Source organism: Paenibacillus sp. P22 (genome assembly GCF_000469945.2).
Taxonomy (GTDB): Bacteria; Bacillota; Bacilli; order Paenibacillales; family Paenibacillaceae; genus Paenibacillus_O; species Paenibacillus_O humicus.
The window spans coordinates 1-19,888 of sequence record NZ_CBRA020000095.1 but is presented as its reverse complement, the minus strand read 5'-3'; the positions used below and the strand labels follow the sequence as shown (position 1 = coordinate 19,888).

Genomic DNA, 19,888 nt, shown 5'->3' with positions numbered 1-19,888 from the left:
TGAGGGTATTCTTCGACACGGAGTTCACCGGGCTCCATCAACCGCCTCGATCTGCGGGCCGTTCAGGCTCAGGCCGCGGCTCTCGAGCGCGCGGAAGAAGCCGCTGTCGGCATCGCTGTCCGGCACGAGCCGGGGACTTCCTCCCGCGGAGGCGAGAGTGGCGTAGGGGAGCGAACGTCCGGTTGCTCCGAGCGGCTTTTTGTAGGGAATGGGTAGATTCGCGTTCATAGATGATGTCGTCTCCAATGTATGCCTTCCCTCAGGGGGAGAATGCTTGTTCGTCGTCCTATCAGGATAACGGATTTTGGGAGCCGGGACAAACGGGAATATGCGGAATGGTTGCAATCCGACTCTGGCCGTTGTATCATTGATCCATCAACCATTGATCCATCAAACGATGAAAGGAGGTTCTTGCCATTCCGAATTGCCGAACCGAAGATCTGTTGTGTCTGCTCCTTCATCTCAACAAGCATATCGCGACCCGGTTCGAGCGCTGCGCCGGCATCAGCCCGAATCGGCTCGAGCTGCTCTTCAAGCTGGCCGGCGGTCAGATCAGCCAGGCGGAGCTGCAGAAGGCGGTCTCGATCGATCCCGCCGCGGTCACCCGCCATGTCCAGCAGCTGGAAGCGGAAGGACTCGTCACCCGTACCCGATGCGAGAGCGACAATCGTCTGACGCTCGTTCAGCTGACGGAAGAGGGCCACAGCCGTCTGCGCTCCCACCAGGAACAGAAGGACCGCTTCATGGAAGAGCTGCAGTCCGGTCTCCGCGAGGAGGAGCGGCTTGAGCTTGTCCGGATGCTGCAGCAGCTCGGCGACAAGGTGCAGCAGGTGGAAACGGCGCTGAGCCGTTCCGGTAATGCCGGTGCATCCTGATTTTTTTAGAATGAAGCATGGCTTGGAAAGCGACCCGGGCTTCCGGGAAGAAGACGGATGGATAGAGATAAAAATACAGAAGATAAGACAAGGGAGAGATAAATCATGACTGTATCTACAAAATCGAACGACTACAAAAAAATCATTTCCGAACGCCGCTCTGTGCGGGTATACGATCCGGCCGTCAAAATCAGCCGCGAGGAAATGACCGAGATTCTGGCGGAAGCGACCCTGGCTCCATCTTCCGTCAACCTGCAGCCGTGGAGATTCCTCGTCGTTGAAAGCGAGGAGGCGAAAGCGGCTCTGGCCGAGATCGCGCCGAACAATGCTACGCAGGTCAACACTTCGTCTGCTGTCATTGCCGTTTTCGCCGACATGAAAGCTTTCGATTATGCCGATGAAATCATGGGCGGAGCGGTTGAGCGAGGCTTCCTGCCGCAGGAAGTGAAGGACCAGATGATGGCCAACTACACTCGCCTGTTCGCTTCGATTCCGGCCCAGGCTTTCCGCGAGATGATTCTGGTGGACAGCGGCCTTGTATCGATGCAGCTCATGCTTGCAGCCCGCGCCCGCGGCTATGACACGAACCCGATCGGGGGCTACGACAAGAGCCGCATCGCCGACGTATTCGGCATGGAGAAGGACCGCTATGTTCCGGTCATGCTGATCTCGGTCGGCGTCGCGGCCAAGGAAGCCCGGCTGACGACCCGCTTGGCTGTGGACCGCGTAGCGGAGTGGAAGTAAGCGCAGCAGGACGAGGCTGCAGGCTGAGTGAAGCCATAGCGGGAGCGGAATACGCGTAGAAAGACAAGGCCATGATTGCCCGGATGGAACGGCATCAGGCCACGAGAGCGAGGAAACCGACATGATTATCATCCATGCAGGCATCAAGGTGAAAAGCGAGGCGGAGAGCGAGTTCCTAAGCGCCGCCGAGGCGCTGGTGGAAGCTTCCCGAGCCGAAGCCGGCAATGTCTCGTACAGCCTGCTCAAGAGCACGGAGCAGGAGCATTCGTACACGATGGTCGAGCTTTGGCAGGATACGGAGGCTGTTGCTGCCCATAATGCCAGCGGGCATTTTCAGTCGTTTGTGAAGTCTGCTCAGGCTTATATGGCGGCTCCGCTGGACGTGCGCGCTTTTGCGGGAGAAGCTGTTCAGAAATAATGGAGCTTCGGGGAATAATGGAGTTCCAATAATGGAGGTCCGGGGAATAACAGAGTTCCAGGGAATAACAGAGTTCCAGGGAAAAACAGAGTTCCAGGGAAAAACAGAGTTCCATGAAATAATAGAGTTCCATGAAATAATAGAGTTCCATGAAATAATAGAGTTCCATGAAATAACAGAGTTCCAGGGAAAACTGCTTCCCGATATATGTCAGGGCCAGCCCATTCGGCTGGTCTTTTTGTCTATTTACCGGGGAAGAGGAAGCGTTCAGGAAGGTTTGATCTTAGTCGTTCTTTACCAATCGAATTGCCGCCATTGTGATAACATGATCCTGAATCGTTTGATCGCGGGAGGGAAGCAGAACATGGAGACTGGTATCGGAATTCGCCCTATGACAGGGGAGGACATCGAGCTCATCTATGAAGGGTTGACCGGCCACGACGTCGGCAAGCCTCTTGATTACATCGAGCGCTGCTGGGAAGAGAACCAAAAGGGAGAAAGAGCAACATTCCTGGCCTTTCAGGAAAAGGAATTCGCAGGATGGGGACATGTGGTATTCAAGTCGGATTATCCGTACTTTGCCGAGAACCGAATCCCTGAAATTCAGAACTTCGACGTCATCCCGCCGTTCAGAAGACAGGGAGTCGGAAGCCGGCTGATCGAAGCGCTGGAGGAGCAGGTTTTTGCAAAATCGGATCTAGTCGGCATCGGATTCGGCTTGTATGCGGATTATGGCAGCGCACAGAGACTGTACGTCAAACGGGGATATATCCCGGACGGAAAAGGAGTCATGTACGGCAACCGTCCCGTCGAGCCCGGCGGCCAGGTGCGCGTGGATGACGATCTGGTGCTCTATTTGACGAAATCCAAATGAACGGGATTGAATGCAGGCCGCCAGCCGGGTATGCTAACAGAATAAGATCGGAAGAGAGGCTGTGAAGAGGCGATTATGGCGGTATTGATCAACGAGCAAATCAAAGCATTCGAGGTGATGCTGACAGGACTGAACGGAGAGAAGATCGGCGTCGTCAGCCGGGAGGAAGCGCTGGCGCTGGCGAAGGCGGCCGGAGCGGATCTCGTCTGCACCTCGCTGATGAGCAGCCCGCCGCCTTGCAGCCTGACACCGAAAGGGAAGGGCAAGGACAAGGCTCGCCAAGATGCCAAGACGGCCGGGAAGGGCGCGCCAAGCCATGGCGGCAAGAGCGGCGAAAAGGTCAAGGAGCTTCGCTTCACCGCGCATATCGAGGAGCATGATTACGACACGAAGCTGCGGCAGGCGGACAAGCTGCTGCGGGGAGGCAGTGCCGTCCAGATTGTCGTCAAGGCGTCCGGAGCCAAGGAAGGCGCCGCCGCCAAAGCGGTGCTGGAGCGGCTGCTGGCCGATCTGAAGGAAGCCGGCCGCAAGGAAAGCGGCATCCAGACGAGCGGCAAAGGCTCGCAGGTGAAGGTGAATCCGCTCTAGGCTGCAGGTGCTGAGCTGCCTCCGCGATATCGTTGAGGAAATAGCCGGGGATTGACGGCTTGCCGGTGCCCGAGGATGCGCGCATTATGGGTGGCGTTAGGATGCCGTGCAGGTGCTGGACTCAAGTTGAAGGTGCGCTTGTTCCTTGCCGGGGTTCGGATTGTTTCAGGCAAAGGAAACCGGATCGGACATACGATCCGTTATTTTGCGATAAAAGGCCATTATTGAAGCGGATCGGACATACGATCCGCTATTTGTTCGTTATTATTGGAATACCGATTTAGATGGATGGAATAACGGATCGTATGTCCGATAAAGGCACGAAAACGAAGAAAAAGCCTAAATAGCGGAACGTATGTCCGATACAACCACCGAACAAGACCAAAACGGGGATGGGTCGCTTGCAATTGGGCAACCCCGTTATTTTGAAACCCTCTCAGGTAAAGGTACCAGCCTGGTTCAAGCTCAAGCGGGGGAAGTGGAAGTGTCGAGCTCCTCAAGCGGCCAAGCAGAAATATCAACGGTCACAAGCTCAAGCGGCGAGTAGAAGTCTCTAGTCGGTCACAAGCTGAAGCGGCGATGTAGAAGTGTCTAGTCCGGTTTCAGGCTCAAGCGGCGAGTAGAAGTCTCTAGTCGGTCACAAGCTGAAGCGGCGATGTAGAAGTGTCTAGTCCGGTTTCAGGCTCAAGCGGCGATGTAGGAGCATCTAGTCGGTCACAAGCTGAAGCGGCGATGTAGAAGCATCTAGTCGGTCACAAGCTGAAGCGGCGAGTAGAAGTATCTAGCCCGGTTTCAGGCTCAAGCGGCGATGCCAAAAAAGGCCAGGAAACGCTGCGATTCCGGAAGCGGCGGCCTCCATTATCCCAGCGCAAAATTATTGGCGCAGTTGGGTGCAACCAAGGTTTCATTGGGGTTTCATTGGGGTTTCATACGTGTTCCCGCGTAGGGCTCGCTTGGGATGGACCGGAGCGAATCTCAGGCATGCGAGAACCGCAGCCGGTAGCTGCGCGGCGAGATGCCCTCGTACTTGGCGAAGCAGGAGGCGAAGTAGGCCGCCTGGTTGAAGCCGACCTCTTCCGCGACGCGGGAGACCGGATAGTCGGTGCGCAGAAGCAGCAGCTTGGCCTGTCCGATCCGATAGCGGAGCAGGTACTCCTTCGGCGAGCAGCCGAACTCCTTTTGCATGCAGCGGGCGATATAGACGGAGTGGAAATTGAGGCTGTCGGCCATCTCGCGGGCGCTGATCTCCTCGGCGTAATGCTGGCGCAGATAGGCGGCCGCCTGTGTGGCGCAAGCGGCCGAAGGCGAGGTGGAGCGGGCGTCGATGGCCGCCGACAGCTGCTGGAGCAGCTCCTGGAACAGGATCTGCTGGCGCCAGAGAGCGCCGCCCATATGGCCGCTCTGCGTGATGGCCGTCAGCTGCTCCAGCAGCTCGAACGCCTGCTCCGGCTGCAGCAGCACCGAATGCTGCGGAACCTGGACGGAGAATGGCGGCGCGGTCATCTTCCAGGCCGCGCTGGCGGAGGAATCGGCCGTATCCCGCTGGCTCTGGTAGAGCGGCAGCCGCTCGTCGGTCGCCGTCCAATGGCCCTGATGGCCGAAGTGCATCCAGTAATACTCGGTCGTCTCCGTGCAAGGGGAAGTGCCGAAGTGATGGGCGTCAGGACGAAGGATGAGCGCTTCTCCCGCGCCGAGGGCATAACGGCGGTCTTCTTCTCCGATGTGCAGCGTCCCTTGCCTGACGGCGAGCAGATCGAACACGCCGATGTTGCGGCGATCGACATGGACCAGTCCCGGCCCATGCGTTTCATGGCCGCTGCTGATATAGAAGGGGAGCGGCGGAAGAGCGAACTGAAGCAGATTCATGGGCTACTCTATCCTTTGCTTGGAATGAAAATGAAGTTGGAATTTTGAAAGTTAAGGTTGCATCCTTGATACCTCAGAGCGAGTATAGCACTTATAATTTGGTTTGACTAATGAGCTCCATACTCACTTGTAATCCGCATCATCCTTAATAAGTTAGGTTGTTAGGCGGCTTGGGCGAAGTAAGGGCTTTCATCAGCCCGGTGCGGGCGATCCGTACCAGGTTATCCAGGGTGGAGGTTGCATAAATGAAAAATCGTAATTATTCCCTGTGGGCGCTCTCGTGGCCGATCTTCATCGAGCTGTTCCTGCAGTTTCTTCTTGGGGCCGCCGATACGCTGATGGTCAGCAAAGTGTCCGATGACGCCGTAGCGGTCGTCGGCTTCTCCAATCAGCTGTTCAATGCGATGACGGTTCTCTTCACGGTCATCGCCAGCGGCGCAGGCATCCTGATCGCGCAAAAGCTGGGCGCAAGGAAAGAGGAAGAGGCCCGGACGATTTCCATTATCGCCCTCAAGGCGACGGTCCTCATCGGCGCGGCGCTGAGCGCGGTGCTGATCCTGTTCCCGGCGCCGATCGCCCGGGTGCTGCAGATGCCCGAGGAGCTGGTGCCGATGGCGGTCCGCTACATCTCCATCGTCGGCGGCGGCATGATCCTGATCGCCGTCATGAGCACGCTGAGCACGGCGATCCGCAACACCGGCAACACGCGGGGACCGATGTACACGGCCGTCGGCATGAATGTCATCCACATCATCTTGAACTACGGCTTCATCTTCGGCGCCTTCGGCCTGCCGCAGTGGGGACTGACGGGAGTCGCCGTCAGCACGCTGGTCAGCCGCCTGCTCGCCTCGGCGCTGCTCTTCTACATGTTCCTGTTCGCCTTCGAGCGCCGCATCTGGTGGGGCGACATCAAGATCTGGAGCCGCGGACTGTTCTCCGAGGTCATGAAGATCGGCTGGCCGCTCGGCGTATACTCGGCCAACTGGGTGTTCTCCCAGCTCGTCATCTTCACGTTCATCGGCTCGCTCGGAGCCAAGGAGCTGTCGGCGCGCACGTATATGAACACGCTGGAATCGTTCTGCTTCCTGATCGGGTTCTCGATCGCGCTTGCTACGCAGATTCGGGTCGCCCACTTGTTCGGAGGGGGACGCATGCGGGAGGCGTACAAGGGCGCCTATACCGGCCTCTGGATCGGCCAGCTGGTCGTCATCGGCAACGCGCTGCTCGTGTTCCTGTTCGGCAGGCAGATGCTGGGGCTGTTCACCTCGGACAGCGAGATACTGGCCATCTGCGCTTCCCTGCTCGGTCTCAACCTGCTGCTGCAGCCGGGCAAGATGCTCAACATGACGATAGCCGACTCCCTCAACGCGGTCGGAGATACCCGCTTCACGATGGTCATCTCGACGGTCAGCATGTGGGGCGTATCGGTAGCCGTCGCCTACTACTTCAGCATCCATCTCGGCTGGGGGCTGGTCGCGATCTACGCCTGCATGATCGCGGACGAATACTTGCGCGGCTTCGTCTGCTGGCTGCGCTGGCGCAGCCGCAAGTGGGCTACGCGCGGCGCGGCCCAGGAAGTGCCGACTGTCGCGAGCGGCACCGCTGCGGAGATGTGAGCCTGCCGCAATCGACAGCACCAAAAAGGATGTCCGAAAGGCGCGAGCCTCCAGGACATCCTTTTTTTCGTTCCGGATTGTTCGCTGGAAGTAATCGGAAGCTGAAGATGGCTTAAAGAGATTCGCTTTTTTATGGTAAAATCATGAAAGCTTCATGATTGTCCATTTATCGTCATCTTCAGGAGGTCTTGTTTTTGCAGGCTGCATGGGCTGTCGCGATTTTTCTGCTTACCTACGCGTTCATCGTTTCCGAAAAAATCCACCGTACGGTCGCCGCCATGCTGGGCGCTCTCATCGTCGTGGCCGCAGGCCTCGTCGAGCAGCATAAGGCGGTCGAGCATATCGACTTCAATACGCTCGGCCTGCTGATCGGCATGATGATCATCGTGCATGTCACCGCCGAGACCGGCATATTCGCCTACGCCGCGATAAAGGCCGCCAAGCTGGCCAAGGGCGAGCCGGTACGCATTCTCGTCGCGCTGGCGCTCGTCACGGCTCTCGGCTCCGCCTTCCTAGACAACGTGACGACGATCCTGCTCATCGTCCCGGTCACGTTCAGCATTACGCGCCGGCTCAAGGTCAGCCCGATTCCATTCCTGATTACCCAGGTCATCGCTTCCAACGCAGGCGGAACCGCGACGCTGATCGGCGATCCGCCGAACATCATGATCGGAAGCGCGGTCAAGGAGCTGACCTTCCTCGCCTTCATCGAAAATCTGGCGCCGATCATCGCCATCATCATGGCGGTCTATGTGCCGATCTTCATGCTCATCTTCCGCAAGCAGCTGCGCACGACGCCGGAGCTGAAGGCGAGACTGATGGAGATGGAGGAGGACGGCCTGCTGCATGACCGGAAGCTGCTCATCAAGTCGCTGTCGGTGCTTGGGCTTACGATCGCGGGCTTTTTCCTGCATCAGGCGCTGCATCTGGAATCCGCGACCGTGGCGCTGGCAGGAGCGTTCATCCTGCTGCTGCTCACCGGAGAGCGCATGCTGGAGGCATCCCTTGCCGCGGTGGAATGGCCGACGCTGTTTTTCTTCATCGGCTTGTTCGTCCTTGTGGGCGGGCTGGTCGACACGGGCGTCATCGGCCGCTTGGCGGAAAACGCCGTGGATCTGACCGGAGGCGACATGAAATCCGCGTCCATGCTGATTTTATGGCTCAGCGCGATCGCCTCTGCCTTTCTGGACAATATCCCGTTCGTCGCCACGATGATTCCGCTCATCCAGGACATGGGGAGCATGGGAATCGACAACCTGGAGCCGCTCTGGTGGAGCCTGGCGCTCGGGGCTTGCCTTGGCGGCAACGGCACCTTGATCGGGGCGAGCGCCAATCTCGTGGCGGCGGGGATCTCGGCCCGGGAGGGATATCCGATCCGGTTCCTGACGTTCCTGAAATACGGCTTCCCGCTCATGCTGCTCTCGGTCGCGCTGTCCAGCGTGTACGTCTATTTGCGGTATCTGCTGTAGCTGCGGCATACGGCTGTCGAGAACGTCTATAACCATTCTGGAGCCTGACGGATTCCCGGCGGAGCGGTAAGATACGGGGAGCTGAAGGAATCAGGAAAGAGGGCGTGAAAATGGGACAGACATCGGAGGAGCTCAAGCTCAAGCTCCAGCGGATGACAGAGACAAGCAAGGGAGACTGGCTTCAAGAGGATAGCGATCTGCTCTTGGAGGACATGCTGGATCATATCGGGGCCGTAGACCCGGAGCTGAGGGACGAGCTCATCTACTCCGCGTTCGCCAAATGGATCGGGGAAGGATATTTGAGTCCCGGACAGCTGGAGCGTGTGCTGGAGCGCTGTCTTGGGCTGCAGATGAGCGGAATCGGGGAACAAGGGAGCGATGCGGTGTTCACGCGCTCCTTCGCCTCTCTGGCGCTGACATGCGTCATCGTCGCGGACAGGAAGAGCGGCGTCCTGAGCGGCGCCCAAACGGAGAAGGCGATCCGCCAAAGCTTGTCCTATATGGAAAGAGAGCGGGATACCCGCGGCTTCGTGCCTGAGAAAGGATGGGCCCATGCCATCGCGCACGGAGCGGATTTGCTTGGTGCCTGCGTCAGGCATCCGGCGTTCCGGCCGGAGCGGGCTCCGGACATTCTGGCAGCGGTGCAGAGTGCTTTTTTCAAGGAGACGGTCTATACCGACGATGAGGACAGCAGGCTGACGACTGTCATCGACAGGCTGCTGGAACGCGGTCTGGCCGATGCTGCGCTGGCGGGATGGATCCAGGGACTGCCGGAGGCGTATGAAGCCTTCCTTTCTTCAGGAACGGATTATTTGGCGGCTTTCCACACCGGTATCGGACTGGCTTATTTCTTAAAGACGCTCTATTTCCGGCTTGACGGGGAGCTTGGCGAAGCCCGGGCTGCCGCAGAAGAAGCGGTCCGACGTCTTCAGACCAACAGGAGGATTTGATATGGGGCTGAGGCCGAATTTGTTTGAAGGAAAGCTCGTCCGACTGGCCGCTCCAAGGCCGGAGGATGTCGCCACAATGGCGCTTTGGATGGAGGATTCCGATTACTTGCGGAACGTGGACACGGAGTACGCGGTGCCGGCTACGGAAAAGCAGATGGAATCGGAGTCGGAGCCCGGCTCCAAGGAAGTCTACTTCCGTCTGCGGGAGCTTGAAGGCGACGAGCTGATCGGCTTCGCGGCCATCCACAGCATCGAATGGAACAACCGCGCCGGGATGCTCGCGATCGGCATCGGGGAGGCGCAGAACCGGGGCCGCGGGTACGGCTCGGACGCGCTGAAGATCCTATTGCGCTATGCGTTCCACGAGCTCAATCTGCACCGTGTCGGCTTGGATGTGATCGAGTATAATGCGGGCGGCATCCGGGCGTACGAAAAGGCGGGCTTCCGCCACGAAGGCAGGGCCAGAGAGGCTGTCTGGCGGGACGGACGCCTGTATGACCGGATCAGCATGGGCATACTCCGCCGGGAATGGGAAGCGGCGCTGGAAAGCTAGAGGGCCGTCTGCCGAACGGCAGGCCAAAAAAGACCCGGGACAAGCTCCCGGGTCTTTTTTGGCGTTGCTTTAAGGTTTAGGATTGAAGCCGATGCGAGAAGCCGAGCGTAACAATCTCCGCAGGACCGGCCGGAAGCTCGGCGCGGCGGCCTGCGTCCAGTCCGGACGCGGTTTCGGCCTGCTCGAGCACGCCGCTCTTGTACCAGCCGGATGCTCCTGCCGGAGCCTGAACGGCGAGCTTGGCGGGCTCGCGCTTCAAGTTGTACCAGCGGGCCATAACGTCGCCGACAGCGTTGACCTTGAAGGCCGAGAACGCCAGCGCTTCGCCTTCCCAGGCCAAGGCGGCATCGACGGGACGGAGCGTTCCGCCATGGATGCCGGTCTGCGCCGTCGTCCAAGGCGTTTCGAACTGGTAGGCTTCGGCATACGCGCCTTCTGCGGCTCCGTCGCCGCCATGCGGGATAAGCGCCAAGCGCGCTTCATGCGGACCGATGCACTGGGCTTCCGGCGTCGGGAACCAGCCCCAGTCGCCGAGCTCTCCCGTCGAGCGGAGCAGCGTGACCGCGATCGTATTGCGGCCGTCGCGGAGCACCTCGTACTCGTTCAGCCCGCTGTTCGCCACGGTAAGACCGGCGCGCTCGCCGTCCGCGGTCAGGCCGCTGACGTCGGCAAAGGCCGTCTGATGCTGCGCGTTGCTCGGGTTGGTCCACTCGGCGGATGGCTCGTTGTCGCGCAAGGCGGCTTCAAAGATGGAGTCCGCCGTGTGGACAGACGTCTCGAGATCCGTCGGGAACAGCATGCGCACCCGGTGATCCTTGGCCTGGTTGTCGAAGGAGGAGACGATGTCCAGCCTTCTGCTTCCCCGCTCCAGCGACAAGGTCGTCGTCAGGCGCAGCTTGACCGTCTGCTCGGAGCGGCCGGCCTGGCGTTCCGGGAAGTAGACGATTTCCCGCTGCTCGCGCTCCAGAAGCTCATCAGCCGAGGCGGGCAGCTCCCATTCGTGGACGATTTCCAGAGCGGCCCGGTACGGAGCGTCCTCGGCAACGCGGACGGATGCCTGCAAGCCCTTCGTGGTCAGCGGCTCTACGCCCTTCGGAGCCATGAACATGTATTCGTTGCCGATGTCGCCGCTGTCCTCATATACGCCGAGACCGGTGTAAACCCGTCCGGTGCGGAGATCGCTCAAGGCGAAGCTGCCGTCCTCGGCGACTTCGGCGCGCAGCAGGCCATTGTCCAGCACGCGGCCTCCTTGGAGAAGGGAAGGCTGCTGCGTCGGCGCCTGCCCGCCTTTCACCCAGGCATAAGCGCGGTGGCCGAGCGCCGGCACGGCGTCAGCGCGGAAGGTCAGGCGCACCCGGCGGGCCTGGTAAGGCTGGCGGAAAGCGTCGTCCGGCAGGTCATAGCCGAACTGAAGACCGAGATCTTCCATCGTGCAAGGAATAGGCTGCCCCTGATCGTCTACGAGTACTCGGCCTTCGAGGCCGATTTCGGAGATGCGGGAGTTCATTTCCGGAATCGGGATGCCATCGCGGAAATAGATCCGTGCCGCGTCGAGTTCTACCGACACGGTGCCGCCGCGTTCATATCCGGTCGTGTTGTTCACGACGAACGGCAGAGCATCGGAGCCGTAGGACCCGAATACCCGGGTGTCCACGGCGTCGGCGAGGAAACGCGCCGTCTCGTCGAGGATGGATTCCGCCACATGGCGGCTCTTGTCGAAGCGGGCGACCATCTCCCGGTGGACCTCGTCCACGCTGCAGCCGCAGATGCTGTCATGCGGATGGTTCTGCATGAGCAGCTTCCAGCCGTACGTGAGCAAGTGATGCGGGTAATCCTTGCCGTGCAGGTGGGCGTAGGCCGCAAGCGGCTCCGCCGCGCGCTCCAGCAGAGCTTGGCCGCGGGCGTTCATCTGCTTGAGGTAGACGCGCGAGGAGGCGGTGTTGACCAGCGTTCCCCAGCCGTCCGTGCGCTGGCTGCGCAGCTCGCCCTGAACGACCGACAGAGGCCGCTCTCCCGCCGACTCGCGGACGGCTTGCAGATAGTCCGGGAAGTTGGAGTGGATGAAGGTCACATCCGGCTCTACCGCGCCGGCCATGCGGATCGCCTCGGCCAGATCCGTCTGGATCGGCTGGTGGTCGCAGCCGTTCATGAAGAGCAGATGCGGGGTCGACGCGTATTTGCCGGCGTCGGAAAGCTTGCGCTGCCAGTAGGCGCGGGCTTCCTCGGCTTGAACCGGCACCTCGTTGCCGTTGGAATACCAGTTGGCGAACAGAATGCCGAGCACGCGGGAGCCGTCGGGCCCTTCCCAGATGAGCTCGGAGAAGGAGCTTTCAAAGGCGGTCGACTCTCCGACCTCGTTGTTGAAGCCGGTCGGCTTGACGCCGCGCCCGAACAGCGCGTTGTCGATGCCGGCCTGCGCCATCAGCTGCGGCGTCTGGCCGACAAGGCCGAACGTGTCGGGGAAATAGCCGATCTTGGATACCGGACCCCAGCGGGCGGCATCCTCATGGCCGATCTGCAGGTTGCGGATATTGGCTTCGCCGCTCGTGAGGAAGGCGTCCTGCAGAATATACCACGGACCGATCCCGATGCGGCCCGCGGTGATCAGGGCTTGCAGGCGTTCGCGGTTGTCCGGCCGCACCTGAAGGTAATCCTCCAGGATGATCGTCTGGCCGTCGAGGAAGAAGCTGCGGTAGCCGGGATCGTTCTCGAGCGTGTCCAGCAAGGTGTCGACGAGCTCGACGAGCCGGACATGATGTTTCTCATAGGGGAGGTACCATTCCCGGTCCCAGTGCGTATGCGAGATCAGATGCGCGGTGCGCTTGCTCATGGGGAGCACGTCCTTTCAGTACGGAGTGGAGTGAAAGCGATGTTGACGATCGGTCTTTGACCAACAATCGGGCAAGCGGAATCAGGCGTCCAGCAGGCCGTCCTTCATCGCCCGGTAAACGAGCTGCGAGAAGAGGCTGTTGGACCAGGCGAACCAGCTGCGCGTAAATACGGCGGGATCGTCGGAATGGAACCCTTCATGCATGAATCCGGTGTCCGCATCGGTCGACTCCAGCATGTCGATCATGGCGAGCTTTTCCTCGGCGGATACGGCTGTGATGCCCTGCATGGAAAGGGCCATATGCCAGATGTAGCCCGGCGGCGTGTGGGGGCTGCCGATGCCTTTGGCCTTGGCGCCTTCGTAATAGAACGGATTCTCCTTGCTCAGCGCGAAGCGGCGCGTGTTGAGATAGATCGGATCGTCCTCGGACGTATAGCCGACGTAAGGGATCGACATCAGGCCCGGCGTGCCGGCATCGTCCATCAGGCAGTAGTTGCCGAAGCCGTCGGTCTCGTAGGCGTAGATGGGACCGAACTCGGGATGGCGGTACACGCCGTACAGCTGGATGCCGTGGTCGACGTCCGCTTCCAGATCCGCCAGCTCCTGCACCATCGCCATGTCGCGGAATACCCATTCCGCTATCTCCCGCATCTGCCGCAGCGTGACGACGGCGAACATGTTGGCCGGAATGTTGTAGTGGAAGTCGCACGCATCGTCGCTCGGGCGGAAGCCCGACCAGATCATGCCCGTATAGTTGACCGGCATGCCGAGGCCGCTGTTGCGCAGCGAATCGGTCGGAATGCCGTTGTTGCGGGTGAAGCGGTAGGGGGACTGCTCCAAGTGCCGCTGCTCCGTTTTCCACAGATCGATTGCCGTCCTCATCGCCAGCTTGAAGTCCGTGTCGAAGATGGCGGTATGCTTCGTCTCGTTCCAGTAGGCATAGGCGAGGCGGAACGAGAAGCAGATCGAGTCGAGCTCGAACTTGCGCTCCCATACCCATGGACCCATGTCGGTCACGTCGGTCGTGTTCCAGTGCCAGTCGTTGCTGGTTTCGTTGAAGGCGTTGGCGTAAGGGTCGATCCGGATCATGTTCATGTGGCGCTTGATGAGGCCTTCGATGATCCGCTGGAGGGAAGGGTCCTCCTTGGCAAGCGGAACGTAGTGGATGACCTGTTCGACGGAATCGCGCAGCCACATGGCCGGAATGTCGCCGGTGATGACGAAGGTGGTGCTGTCAGCCATCAGCTTGGTCGTCGTGTCCAGCGTATTGGGGAAGCAGTTGCGGAAAAGCTCCAGCAGCTTCGGACGATGCGCCAGGCGCTGGCCGGCTTCCTCGAGGACGGCCTGTACGGCGGCAGGCGTCTCCAGCTTCGGCATCGGGATTTTGGGGAGGCGGAATTGTTCCATGAATTGATCAGGCTCCTTGTCGAAAGTGAGATTGGGAAGTGGGGATCGTGCAGGTTGTCCGGCTTCTTTGCCGCGAGCTTACTCCTTGACCGCTCCGATCGTCAATCCTTGTACGAAATAACGCTGGAAGAACGGGTAGGCGAGGATGATCGGGCCGGTGGCGAGCACGACCATCGCCATGCGGGAAGTATCCTGCGGCATGTTCTGGAGATTGGACGCCAGCGAGGAATTGCTCGCCGCCTGCGACAGCAGGAACTGCATGTTGGTTTCGATGCGCATCAGCATCGACTGCAGCGGCACGAGATTGGGATTCTCGATGTACAGCAGGGCGTTGAACCAGTCATTCCAGTAGCCGAGCGTGCTGAACAGGGCGATCGTGGCAAGTCCGGGGAGCGCGAGCGGCAGGACGAGTTTCCAGAAGATCTGGAATTCGCCGGCGCCGTCGATTTTGCCGGATTCGATAATGGCGTCGGGAACCATCGTGCTGAAGAACGTACGCATGATCAGGATGTAGAAGGCGTTGACCATCAGAGGCAGAATCATCGCCCAGACGGAATCCTTGAGTCCGAGCATCTGCGTGACGACGATGTAGGTCGGGACGAGGCCGCCGTTGAACAGCATCGTGAAGAAAGCAAAGAAGCCGAAGAAATTCCGGTACTTGAACGTCTTGCGCGAAATGCCGTACGCGTACAGCGTGACGACAAGCAGCGCGAGCACGGTGCCGACGACCGTCACCAGAATGGTGACGCCGTAAGAGCGGAGCAGCGCGTCGCCGTTCTGGAAGACGTACCGGTAAGCCTCAAGGCTCCAATGCTCCGGAAGGATCTGGTAGCCGTTCTCGGCGAGGCTGGATTCCTTGGTGAACGAGATGATGACGATGAAGACGAACGGGAACACGCAAGCCAAGGCGAAAACGGCTGCGATGAGGTTGAAGACGACGTTCCAGCCGGTCGACAGCTTCTGGAAGTCCCGGGGTTTCCGGACGGGCATTGCTTTGGCCATGAGGGGGAAACTCCTTTCGTGCCGCCTGGAGGGCGGCTTGTTGGTGCTTGGTGGTGCGGGTAGATCGGGAGCAAAGGCAAAGGCAAAGGCAAAGGCAAAGGCAAAGGCAAAGGCAAAGGCAAAGGCAAAGGCAAAGGCAAAGGCAAAGGCAACCCCCTTCAAACCCCATCCGCTCCGCCGGCAGATCATTCCTCCGATCCCTGTTGAACCCCGGATGCTCTGCATCTCCCAGCCCCTTGTCAGGGTCAGCATCCGGTCTTCAAAGGGGAACGCTTCGCCGCCTCCCTCACGCACCCCATCTCCAATGGGGTCACGGTCGCCGGCAAAGCTTCTCCAGAACGATTCTGCCCGCTGCGCTCCCGGTTTGAAAAGCCCAACCGCCGCCTCCCCCTTATTTATAAGGGGGAACCGCCTTCCGAACTCTTGGAAGGCGGTGATGGGAAAAGGCTGAAAGCCTAGCCGGGGAAGCACCGAGCAGGCTCAGCGGCGCAGCCTGCAATGCCAGGTGTCCCGGCGAAGCTGCTGGACCTGAAAGGCAGGCATGCGAAGCCGCAATGGCTGAACCTGAAATGCAACATGTGATGCCTCAATGGGTGACTTGAGAGGCAGATATTCGATGCCGCAATGAGTTGGCCAGAAAGGCAGGCATGCGAAGCCGCAATGGAGGGGCCGTCTGCGGCCGCTCCGTTGCAAAAGGCAAAAAAGGTCTCAAGTCGCATGAGGGACGGAGAGGGCAGCGGGATTCTGGAGAAGCGGAGCGTTCGCATTTGCCCCCGGGTTAGCGCCGCTAACTCCAAATTCAACTAACCTGGGGGCAAGAGCGATTGGAAGAAACCGCTGGCTTCGCAGTCCGCTTCGATGCGTTCCAGGACAACTGAGCCTGCTGCCTTTGCAATGCATTCTAGAACAGCGAGTTGTCCTTGTCGAAGCGGCGTACGACCCAATTGGACAGAAGCACGAGCGTAAAGCCGACGAAGCTCTGATACAGGCCGGCGGCTGTCACCATTCCGAATTCGCCGGTCGTTTTCAAGCCGCGGTAGACATAGGTGTCGATGACGTTGGTGACGGAGTAAAGCGTGCCGGAGTCGCGGGGCACCTGGTAGAACAGGCCGAAGTCGGCGTAGAAGATCTTGCCGATGGCGAGCAGCGTCAGAATGGTCATGAGCGGCTTCAGCATCGGAATCGTGACGTTGCGGATCTGCTGCCACTTGTTCGCGCCGTCGATCATCGCGGCCTCGTAAAGGGAGCGGTCGATGCCCATGATGGAAGCCAGGTAAACGACGCTGTTGTAGCCGATCCCCTTCCACAGGCTGATGAAGACGAGGATGAAAGGCCAATAGGCGGGGTTGTTGTACCAGTTGACCGGGTCGATTCCGATGGAGGACAGGATCTGGTTGAGCAGGCCTTTGTCCAGGCTGAGGAAGCTGAAGGCGAAGTAGCCGACGATGACCCAGGAGAGGAAATAAGGCAGGAACATGCCGGTCTGGTACAGCTTGGACAGGCGCTTGTTGACGATCTCGGACAGCACGATCGCCATGGCGACCGAAGCGATGAGGCCGAGGACGATGAAGACGATGTTGTAGAGCAGCGTGTTGCGGGTGATGACCCAGGCGTCGCTGGTGCTGAACAGGAACTTGAAATTCGACAGTCCGACCCAGTCGCTGTCCAGGACGCTCCGGAGGAAGCCGTGGCGGCTGATCCGGTACTCTTTGAAGGCCAGGATGGTTCCGGCCATCGGAATGTAGGAGAAGATGAGGAACCAGAGCGCTCCCGGCAGCACCATCAGCAGAATCGCTTTGTTGCGGCCCAGGTCGCGGAAGAAGCCGGCCAATCCTTTCATGGGGTTGCCTCCTTTTCATGCGTGCGTTTTCAGGCAAAAAGAAAACGGGCGAAGAAACTGCCTTCGCCCGGAATGGTCGTTATCTTACTTCTTTGAAGCTTTCCAGGCGTCCAGCTGAGCTTGGGCTTCGGCGATGATCTTGTCGAGGCCGGCCGCTTTCAGCTTTTCGTTGGCGCGCGGCAGGTAGCCGGCAGGGTCGACGGTGCCGGTCATGAGCGGAGCCCATACCTCGGCTTTGACGTTCTGCAGAGCGGCGATCTCGTTCGCGACCTTGGAGGTGTCGAAGTTGAAGCCGAGCGTAGGAGCGTTTTTGCCTTCGTCGTTGAATTTCTTGAACTCGTCCCATTTGTTGTCCGGGTCGCCCGGGTTCAGGTAGGTGAGCATGACGTTGCCGAGAGAGAAGGTAGGCATGTCGTAGTTTTTGGATTCAGGCAGGTTCTCCATCCGGTTGTCGCCGGTCATCTTGTAGTGCGTGCCCTCGATGCCGGAGTCGACCATGTTGCGCAGCTTGGCGTCGGTGTTGAGCAGGTTCAGGAACTGCATCGCTTTCTCCGGATATTCGGAGTTGGCCGAGATCGCCTGCATGGAGCCCATGACGGACCAGTTGTAGATGATGGACGGGCCGGCCGGCGTCGATTCGATCGGATAGCCTAGGCTGGCGCTCCAGGTGTTGTCGGCGAGCGGCTGGGTCGTCGCGAGGTCGATCAGCCATTTGCCGGTTTTCTCCACGTCGCCGGTCGAGGTGGTCGTAGCCGCCTCAGGAGAAATGTAGCCCGCTTTGTAATACTTGTTCATCGTTGTCAGAGCCTGCTTCATTTCCGGCGTGTCGAGCACGTTGACGATCTTGCTGTTGTCGCCGTCAAGCGCGACAGCCATCGGCAGGCCTTGGATGATGTAATCGTAAGGGACGAACGGCGTGAAGTTGTTGTCCATTTTCAGGCCGAGCACGCCCGGATTCTTTTCCTTGTTCGCTTTCAGAATCGGTTCGAGATCCTCAAGCGTCTTGACGTTTTTGTAATCCAGACCGAGCTTGTCCAGGTTCTGCTTGTTGAAGCGGTAGACCGTTTGGGCCGGCAGCTCTTTGTTGGCCGGGATGCCGTAGTTGTGGCCGTCGACCTTGGAGCCTTCGAGGAAGGCCGGGTCCAGCGTGTCCACAATGCCTTTTCCATCGGATTTCAGCAGGTCGTCGATGGCGAGGAAAGCGCCTTTGCGCGCATTCTGCACGTAATCGAAAGCCCAGGAAGAAGTGAACAGGATGTCCATCGGTTCGCCGGAAGCGGTCATCACGCCCATCTTCTGGTTGTAATCGCCGAAGTCGATCTGCTTCAGGGTAACGGTGGCGCCGATTTTCTCGGCCGTGTATTTGTTGACTTCAGCCATGACCTTGTCGGTGTCCTTCTGCGGAGCGCCGATCGTGTACCAGATCAGGTTGACGGGCTTCTCCGCCGTACCTTCCGCGGCACCGCCGCTTTTGCCGCAGGCCGTTACGGTCAAGGCTGCGGTAAGGATGAGGGCGATCGCGCCCATGGCTTTCGGGGATCTCTTTTTCATGCCGGTGAATCCTCCCTTTGCGTCTGTCTGTGTTGAACTGCTTATCCTCACCTTACCGGATGAAAGCCGTTTCAAATAGGCGACAAATTATGAATCCGGTGTCGAAACTAAAGAAAGAGAGCCGCTAAGGTCGCAGCTCCCGGTACTCATTGGGCGAGATGCCCACATATTTTTTGAATTGCTTGTAAAAATATCCCGTTTCCACGTAACCGACTTCGCGGGAAATATCGGCGACCTTGTCGTCGGTATCCTTCAGCAGCTCCTTCGCCTTCTCGATCCGGTACTTGTTCAGGTACTCCGAGAAGCCGGAGCCGGTCTCCTTGCTGAACAGCTGCCCCAGATAGGCCGGGTGGATGCGGTGCGCGGCACCGAGGGTCTTGAGCGACAGCGCCTCGCGGTAATGCCCGGCAATGTACTGGATGACCTGGTTCACGACCGGCACGCGGTCGCTGCGCTGAAGCTGCTCCATTGTGAAATGGGCGTAAGCTTTGACGGCATCCGTCAGCTCCTCCAGGGAGGAGGCTTTGCCGATCCGGTCCAGCGTTTTCTTGAAGCGGAACAGCACCTCCTGCGCCTGCTCGCCGCCGCGCATATCCCTCAGCTCCAGGCGGAACGCGACGACCAGCTCGATCGCCGCGCTTTGGAGCAGCTCCGGCGTCGCGCCCTCAATCCGCTGGAAACGCCGGAAATCCTCGTCGATGCGGCCGTACAGCCCGTCCGTGTCGCGCGCGAGCAGCATGCGGGAGTAGTCGCCGCTGCCGATCTCCAGCGCTTCGCCGCTTCCCGGCTGCTCGCGCAGATCGGCGGCGTCCAGAATCGGACTGCCCTCATGCAGCAGATGATAGTCCTGCGCCTTCTTGGCAAGCGCGTAGCTGCGCTGCTCGAGCTCGCCGATCCGCTCCGCCGTCCCGAGCGAGAGGCGCAGGCCTCCGGCTGCGGACAGAATTTCCATCGCGCTTCGGGCAGAGGCTCTCCCCGCCTCCGCCGTATCCGACGGAAACAGCAGAACGAGGTCGCCGTCGAGGTCGGCGAAGCTGAGCGAGCGGGCATCGGCAGGCAGCAGGGAGCGGACCCGCTTCCTCAACGCGGAAATGCTCTCGCCGGTTCCGCGGACGACAGCCGACGTCAGCCACGGCCGGTCCAGGCGCAGGCCGAGCAGCTCCGCCCGCTGGGCGAGCTCGGAGGGATCGATCTCGCCGCGCATCCAGCGGTAGAGGATGCGGTCCTTCAGGATGCCGGMWTSMKSGRAGAGGGCRRGCTGCATGAAGGCATTCCGCTCCCGAGGGGCGGACTGCTCAAGGTGGA

Annotated in this window: 16 protein-coding genes and 1 pseudogene; 9 read left to right on the top strand and 8 right to left on the bottom strand. The window is 59.8% G+C overall.

The genetic code is table 11. The features are described from left to right. Positions 1 to 24 precede the first annotated feature (24 nt). Positions 25 to 228, bottom strand: a complete 204-nt coding sequence (locus tag BN871_RS14390) for a hypothetical protein (RefSeq protein WP_021882010.1) — start codon at positions 226 to 228, stop codon at positions 25 to 27. Between the two features lie 215 nt (positions 229 to 443). On the opposite strand from BN871_RS14390, the gene BN871_RS14385 reads away from it, so the two are divergent. The 5 genes from BN871_RS14385 to infC all read left to right on the top strand — a co-directional run bounded on the left by BN871_RS14385 (position 444) and on the right by infC (position 3,499). Beyond that, on the top strand, positions 444 to 875 hold the full coding sequence (locus BN871_RS14385) for a MarR family winged helix-turn-helix transcriptional regulator (RefSeq protein ID WP_232313068.1): 432 nt from the start codon (positions 444 to 446) through the stop codon (positions 873 to 875). Positions 876 to 980: 105 nt separating this feature from the next. After that, on the top strand, positions 981 to 1,619 hold the full coding sequence (locus BN871_RS14380; RefSeq protein ID WP_048746836.1) for a nitroreductase family protein: 639 nt from the start codon (positions 981 to 983) through the stop codon (positions 1,617 to 1,619). Between the two features lie 121 nt (positions 1,620 to 1,740). Next, positions 1,741 to 2,037, top strand: a complete 297-nt coding sequence (locus BN871_RS14375; protein ID WP_048746833.1) for a putative quinol monooxygenase — start codon at positions 1,741 to 1,743, stop codon at positions 2,035 to 2,037. After that, positions 2,012 to 2,911 (top strand): GNAT family N-acetyltransferase, encoded by a 900-nt coding sequence (locus tag BN871_RS29100; protein ID WP_232313066.1) that lies wholly within the window; start codon positions 2,012 to 2,014, stop codon positions 2,909 to 2,911. Before BN871_RS14375 ends, BN871_RS29100 begins: the two co-directional genes overlap by 26 nt. Positions 2,912 to 2,986: 75 nt before the next feature. Then, positions 2,987 to 3,499 (top strand): translation initiation factor IF-3, encoded by a 513-nt coding sequence (infC, locus tag BN871_RS14365; protein WP_048746830.1) that lies wholly within the window; start codon positions 2,987 to 2,989, stop codon positions 3,497 to 3,499. A gap of 975 nt (positions 3,500 to 4,474) precedes the next feature. Here infC and BN871_RS14360 read toward each other — a convergent pair. Next, positions 4,475 to 5,365, bottom strand: a complete 891-nt coding sequence (locus BN871_RS14360; protein ID WP_021881908.1) for a helix-turn-helix domain-containing protein — start codon at positions 5,363 to 5,365, stop codon at positions 4,475 to 4,477. Positions 5,366 to 5,610: 245 nt separating this feature from the next. Here BN871_RS14360 and BN871_RS14355 point away from each other — a divergent pair, with 245 nt between their 5' ends. From BN871_RS14355 to BN871_RS14340, 4 genes are all read left to right on the top strand, one after another. After that, complete coding sequence (locus BN871_RS14355) at positions 5,611 to 6,981, top strand: MATE family efflux transporter (RefSeq protein WP_021881909.1); 1,371 nt, start codon at positions 5,611 to 5,613, stop codon at positions 6,979 to 6,981. Between the two features lie 188 nt (positions 6,982 to 7,169). Continuing rightward, positions 7,170 to 8,450, top strand: a complete 1,281-nt coding sequence (locus BN871_RS14350; RefSeq protein ID WP_048746827.1) for an ArsB/NhaD family transporter — start codon at positions 7,170 to 7,172, stop codon at positions 8,448 to 8,450. Between the two features lie 110 nt (positions 8,451 to 8,560). After that, positions 8,561 to 9,400 carry a DUF2785 domain-containing protein gene (locus BN871_RS14345; RefSeq protein ID WP_048746825.1) on the top strand — a complete coding sequence of 280 codons (840 nt, stop codon included), beginning with the start codon at positions 8,561 to 8,563 and terminating at the stop codon, positions 9,398 to 9,400. 1 nt (position 9,401) lies between these two features. Then, positions 9,402 to 9,953, top strand: coding sequence for a GNAT family N-acetyltransferase (locus BN871_RS14340; protein ID WP_048746823.1), 552 nt, complete (start codon positions 9,402 to 9,404; stop codon positions 9,951 to 9,953). A 76-nt stretch (positions 9,954 to 10,029) separates the two neighbouring features. Here the strand turns inward: BN871_RS14340 and BN871_RS14335 are convergent, their stop codons facing one another. The 6 genes and pseudogenes from BN871_RS14335 to BN871_RS14305 all read right to left on the bottom strand — a co-directional run. Further along, positions 10,030 to 12,783: an alpha-mannosidase gene (locus BN871_RS14335; protein ID WP_048746821.1), complete on the bottom strand. Its 2,754-nt coding sequence runs from the start codon at positions 12,781 to 12,783 to the stop codon at positions 10,030 to 10,032. A gap of 81 nt (positions 12,784 to 12,864) precedes the next feature. Further along, a complete protein-coding gene (locus BN871_RS14330) occupies positions 12,865 to 14,190 on the bottom strand; it encodes a glycoside hydrolase family 125 protein (protein ID WP_021880221.1) in 1,326 nt (441 codons plus the stop codon). Between the two features lie 78 nt (positions 14,191 to 14,268). Next, positions 14,269 to 15,192 carry a carbohydrate ABC transporter permease gene (locus tag BN871_RS14325; RefSeq protein ID WP_048746819.1) on the bottom strand — a complete coding sequence of 308 codons (924 nt, stop codon included), beginning with the start codon at positions 15,190 to 15,192 and terminating at the stop codon, positions 14,269 to 14,271. A gap of 901 nt (positions 15,193 to 16,093) precedes the next feature. Beyond that, positions 16,094 to 17,032, bottom strand: a complete 939-nt coding sequence (locus BN871_RS14315) for a sugar ABC transporter permease (RefSeq protein ID WP_021880223.1) — start codon at positions 17,030 to 17,032, stop codon at positions 16,094 to 16,096. An 84-nt stretch (positions 17,033 to 17,116) separates the two neighbouring features. Next, entirely contained in the window at positions 17,117 to 18,583 is a 1,467-nt protein-coding gene (locus BN871_RS14310) for an ABC transporter substrate-binding protein (protein WP_048746815.1), read from the bottom strand. A 124-nt stretch (positions 18,584 to 18,707) separates the two neighbouring features. Then, positions 18,708 to 19,888, bottom strand: a pseudogene (locus BN871_RS14305) (helix-turn-helix domain-containing protein); the annotation flags it as partial.

What these genes read in the sequence shown, in the direction of transcription:
- BN871_RS14380 (WP_048746836.1), top strand. Translation starts at nt 981, where the DNA reads ATGACTGTATCTACAAAATCGAACGACTACAAAAAAATCATTTCCGAA.
- BN871_RS14345 (WP_048746825.1), top strand. Translation starts at nt 8,561, where the DNA reads ATGGGACAGACATCGGAGGAGCTCAAGCTCAAGCTCCAGCGGATGACA.
- BN871_RS14325 (WP_048746819.1), bottom strand. Translation starts at nt 15,192, where the DNA reads ATGGCCAAAGCAATGCCCGTCCGGAAACCCCGGGACTTCCAGAAGCTG.
- BN871_RS14340 (WP_048746823.1), top strand. Translation starts at nt 9,402, where the DNA reads ATGGGGCTGAGGCCGAATTTGTTTGAAGGAAAGCTCGTCCGACTGGCC.
- BN871_RS14330 (WP_021880221.1), bottom strand. Translation starts at nt 14,190, where the DNA reads ATGGAACAATTCCGCCTCCCCAAAATCCCGATGCCGAAGCTGGAGACG.
- BN871_RS14310 (WP_048746815.1), bottom strand. Translation starts at nt 18,583, where the DNA reads ATGAAAAAGAGATCCCCGAAAGCCATGGGCGCGATCGCCCTCATCCTT.
- BN871_RS14360 (WP_021881908.1), bottom strand. Translation starts at nt 5,365, where the DNA reads ATGAATCTGCTTCAGTTCGCTCTTCCGCCGCTCCCCTTCTATATCAGC.
- BN871_RS14335 (WP_048746821.1), bottom strand. Translation starts at nt 12,783, where the DNA reads ATGAGCAAGCGCACCGCGCATCTGATCTCGCATACGCACTGGGACCGG.
- BN871_RS14315 (WP_021880223.1), bottom strand. Translation starts at nt 17,032, where the DNA reads ATGAAAGGATTGGCCGGCTTCTTCCGCGACCTGGGCCGCAACAAAGCG.
- BN871_RS14375 (WP_048746833.1), top strand. Translation starts at nt 1,741, where the DNA reads ATGATTATCATCCATGCAGGCATCAAGGTGAAAAGCGAGGCGGAGAGC.
- BN871_RS14355 (WP_021881909.1), top strand. Translation starts at nt 5,611, where the DNA reads ATGAAAAATCGTAATTATTCCCTGTGGGCGCTCTCGTGGCCGATCTTC.
- BN871_RS14390 (WP_021882010.1), bottom strand. Translation starts at nt 228, where the DNA reads ATGAACGCGAATCTACCCATTCCCTACAAAAAGCCGCTCGGAGCAACC.
- infC (WP_048746830.1), top strand. Translation starts at nt 2,987, where the DNA reads ATGGCGGTATTGATCAACGAGCAAATCAAAGCATTCGAGGTGATGCTG.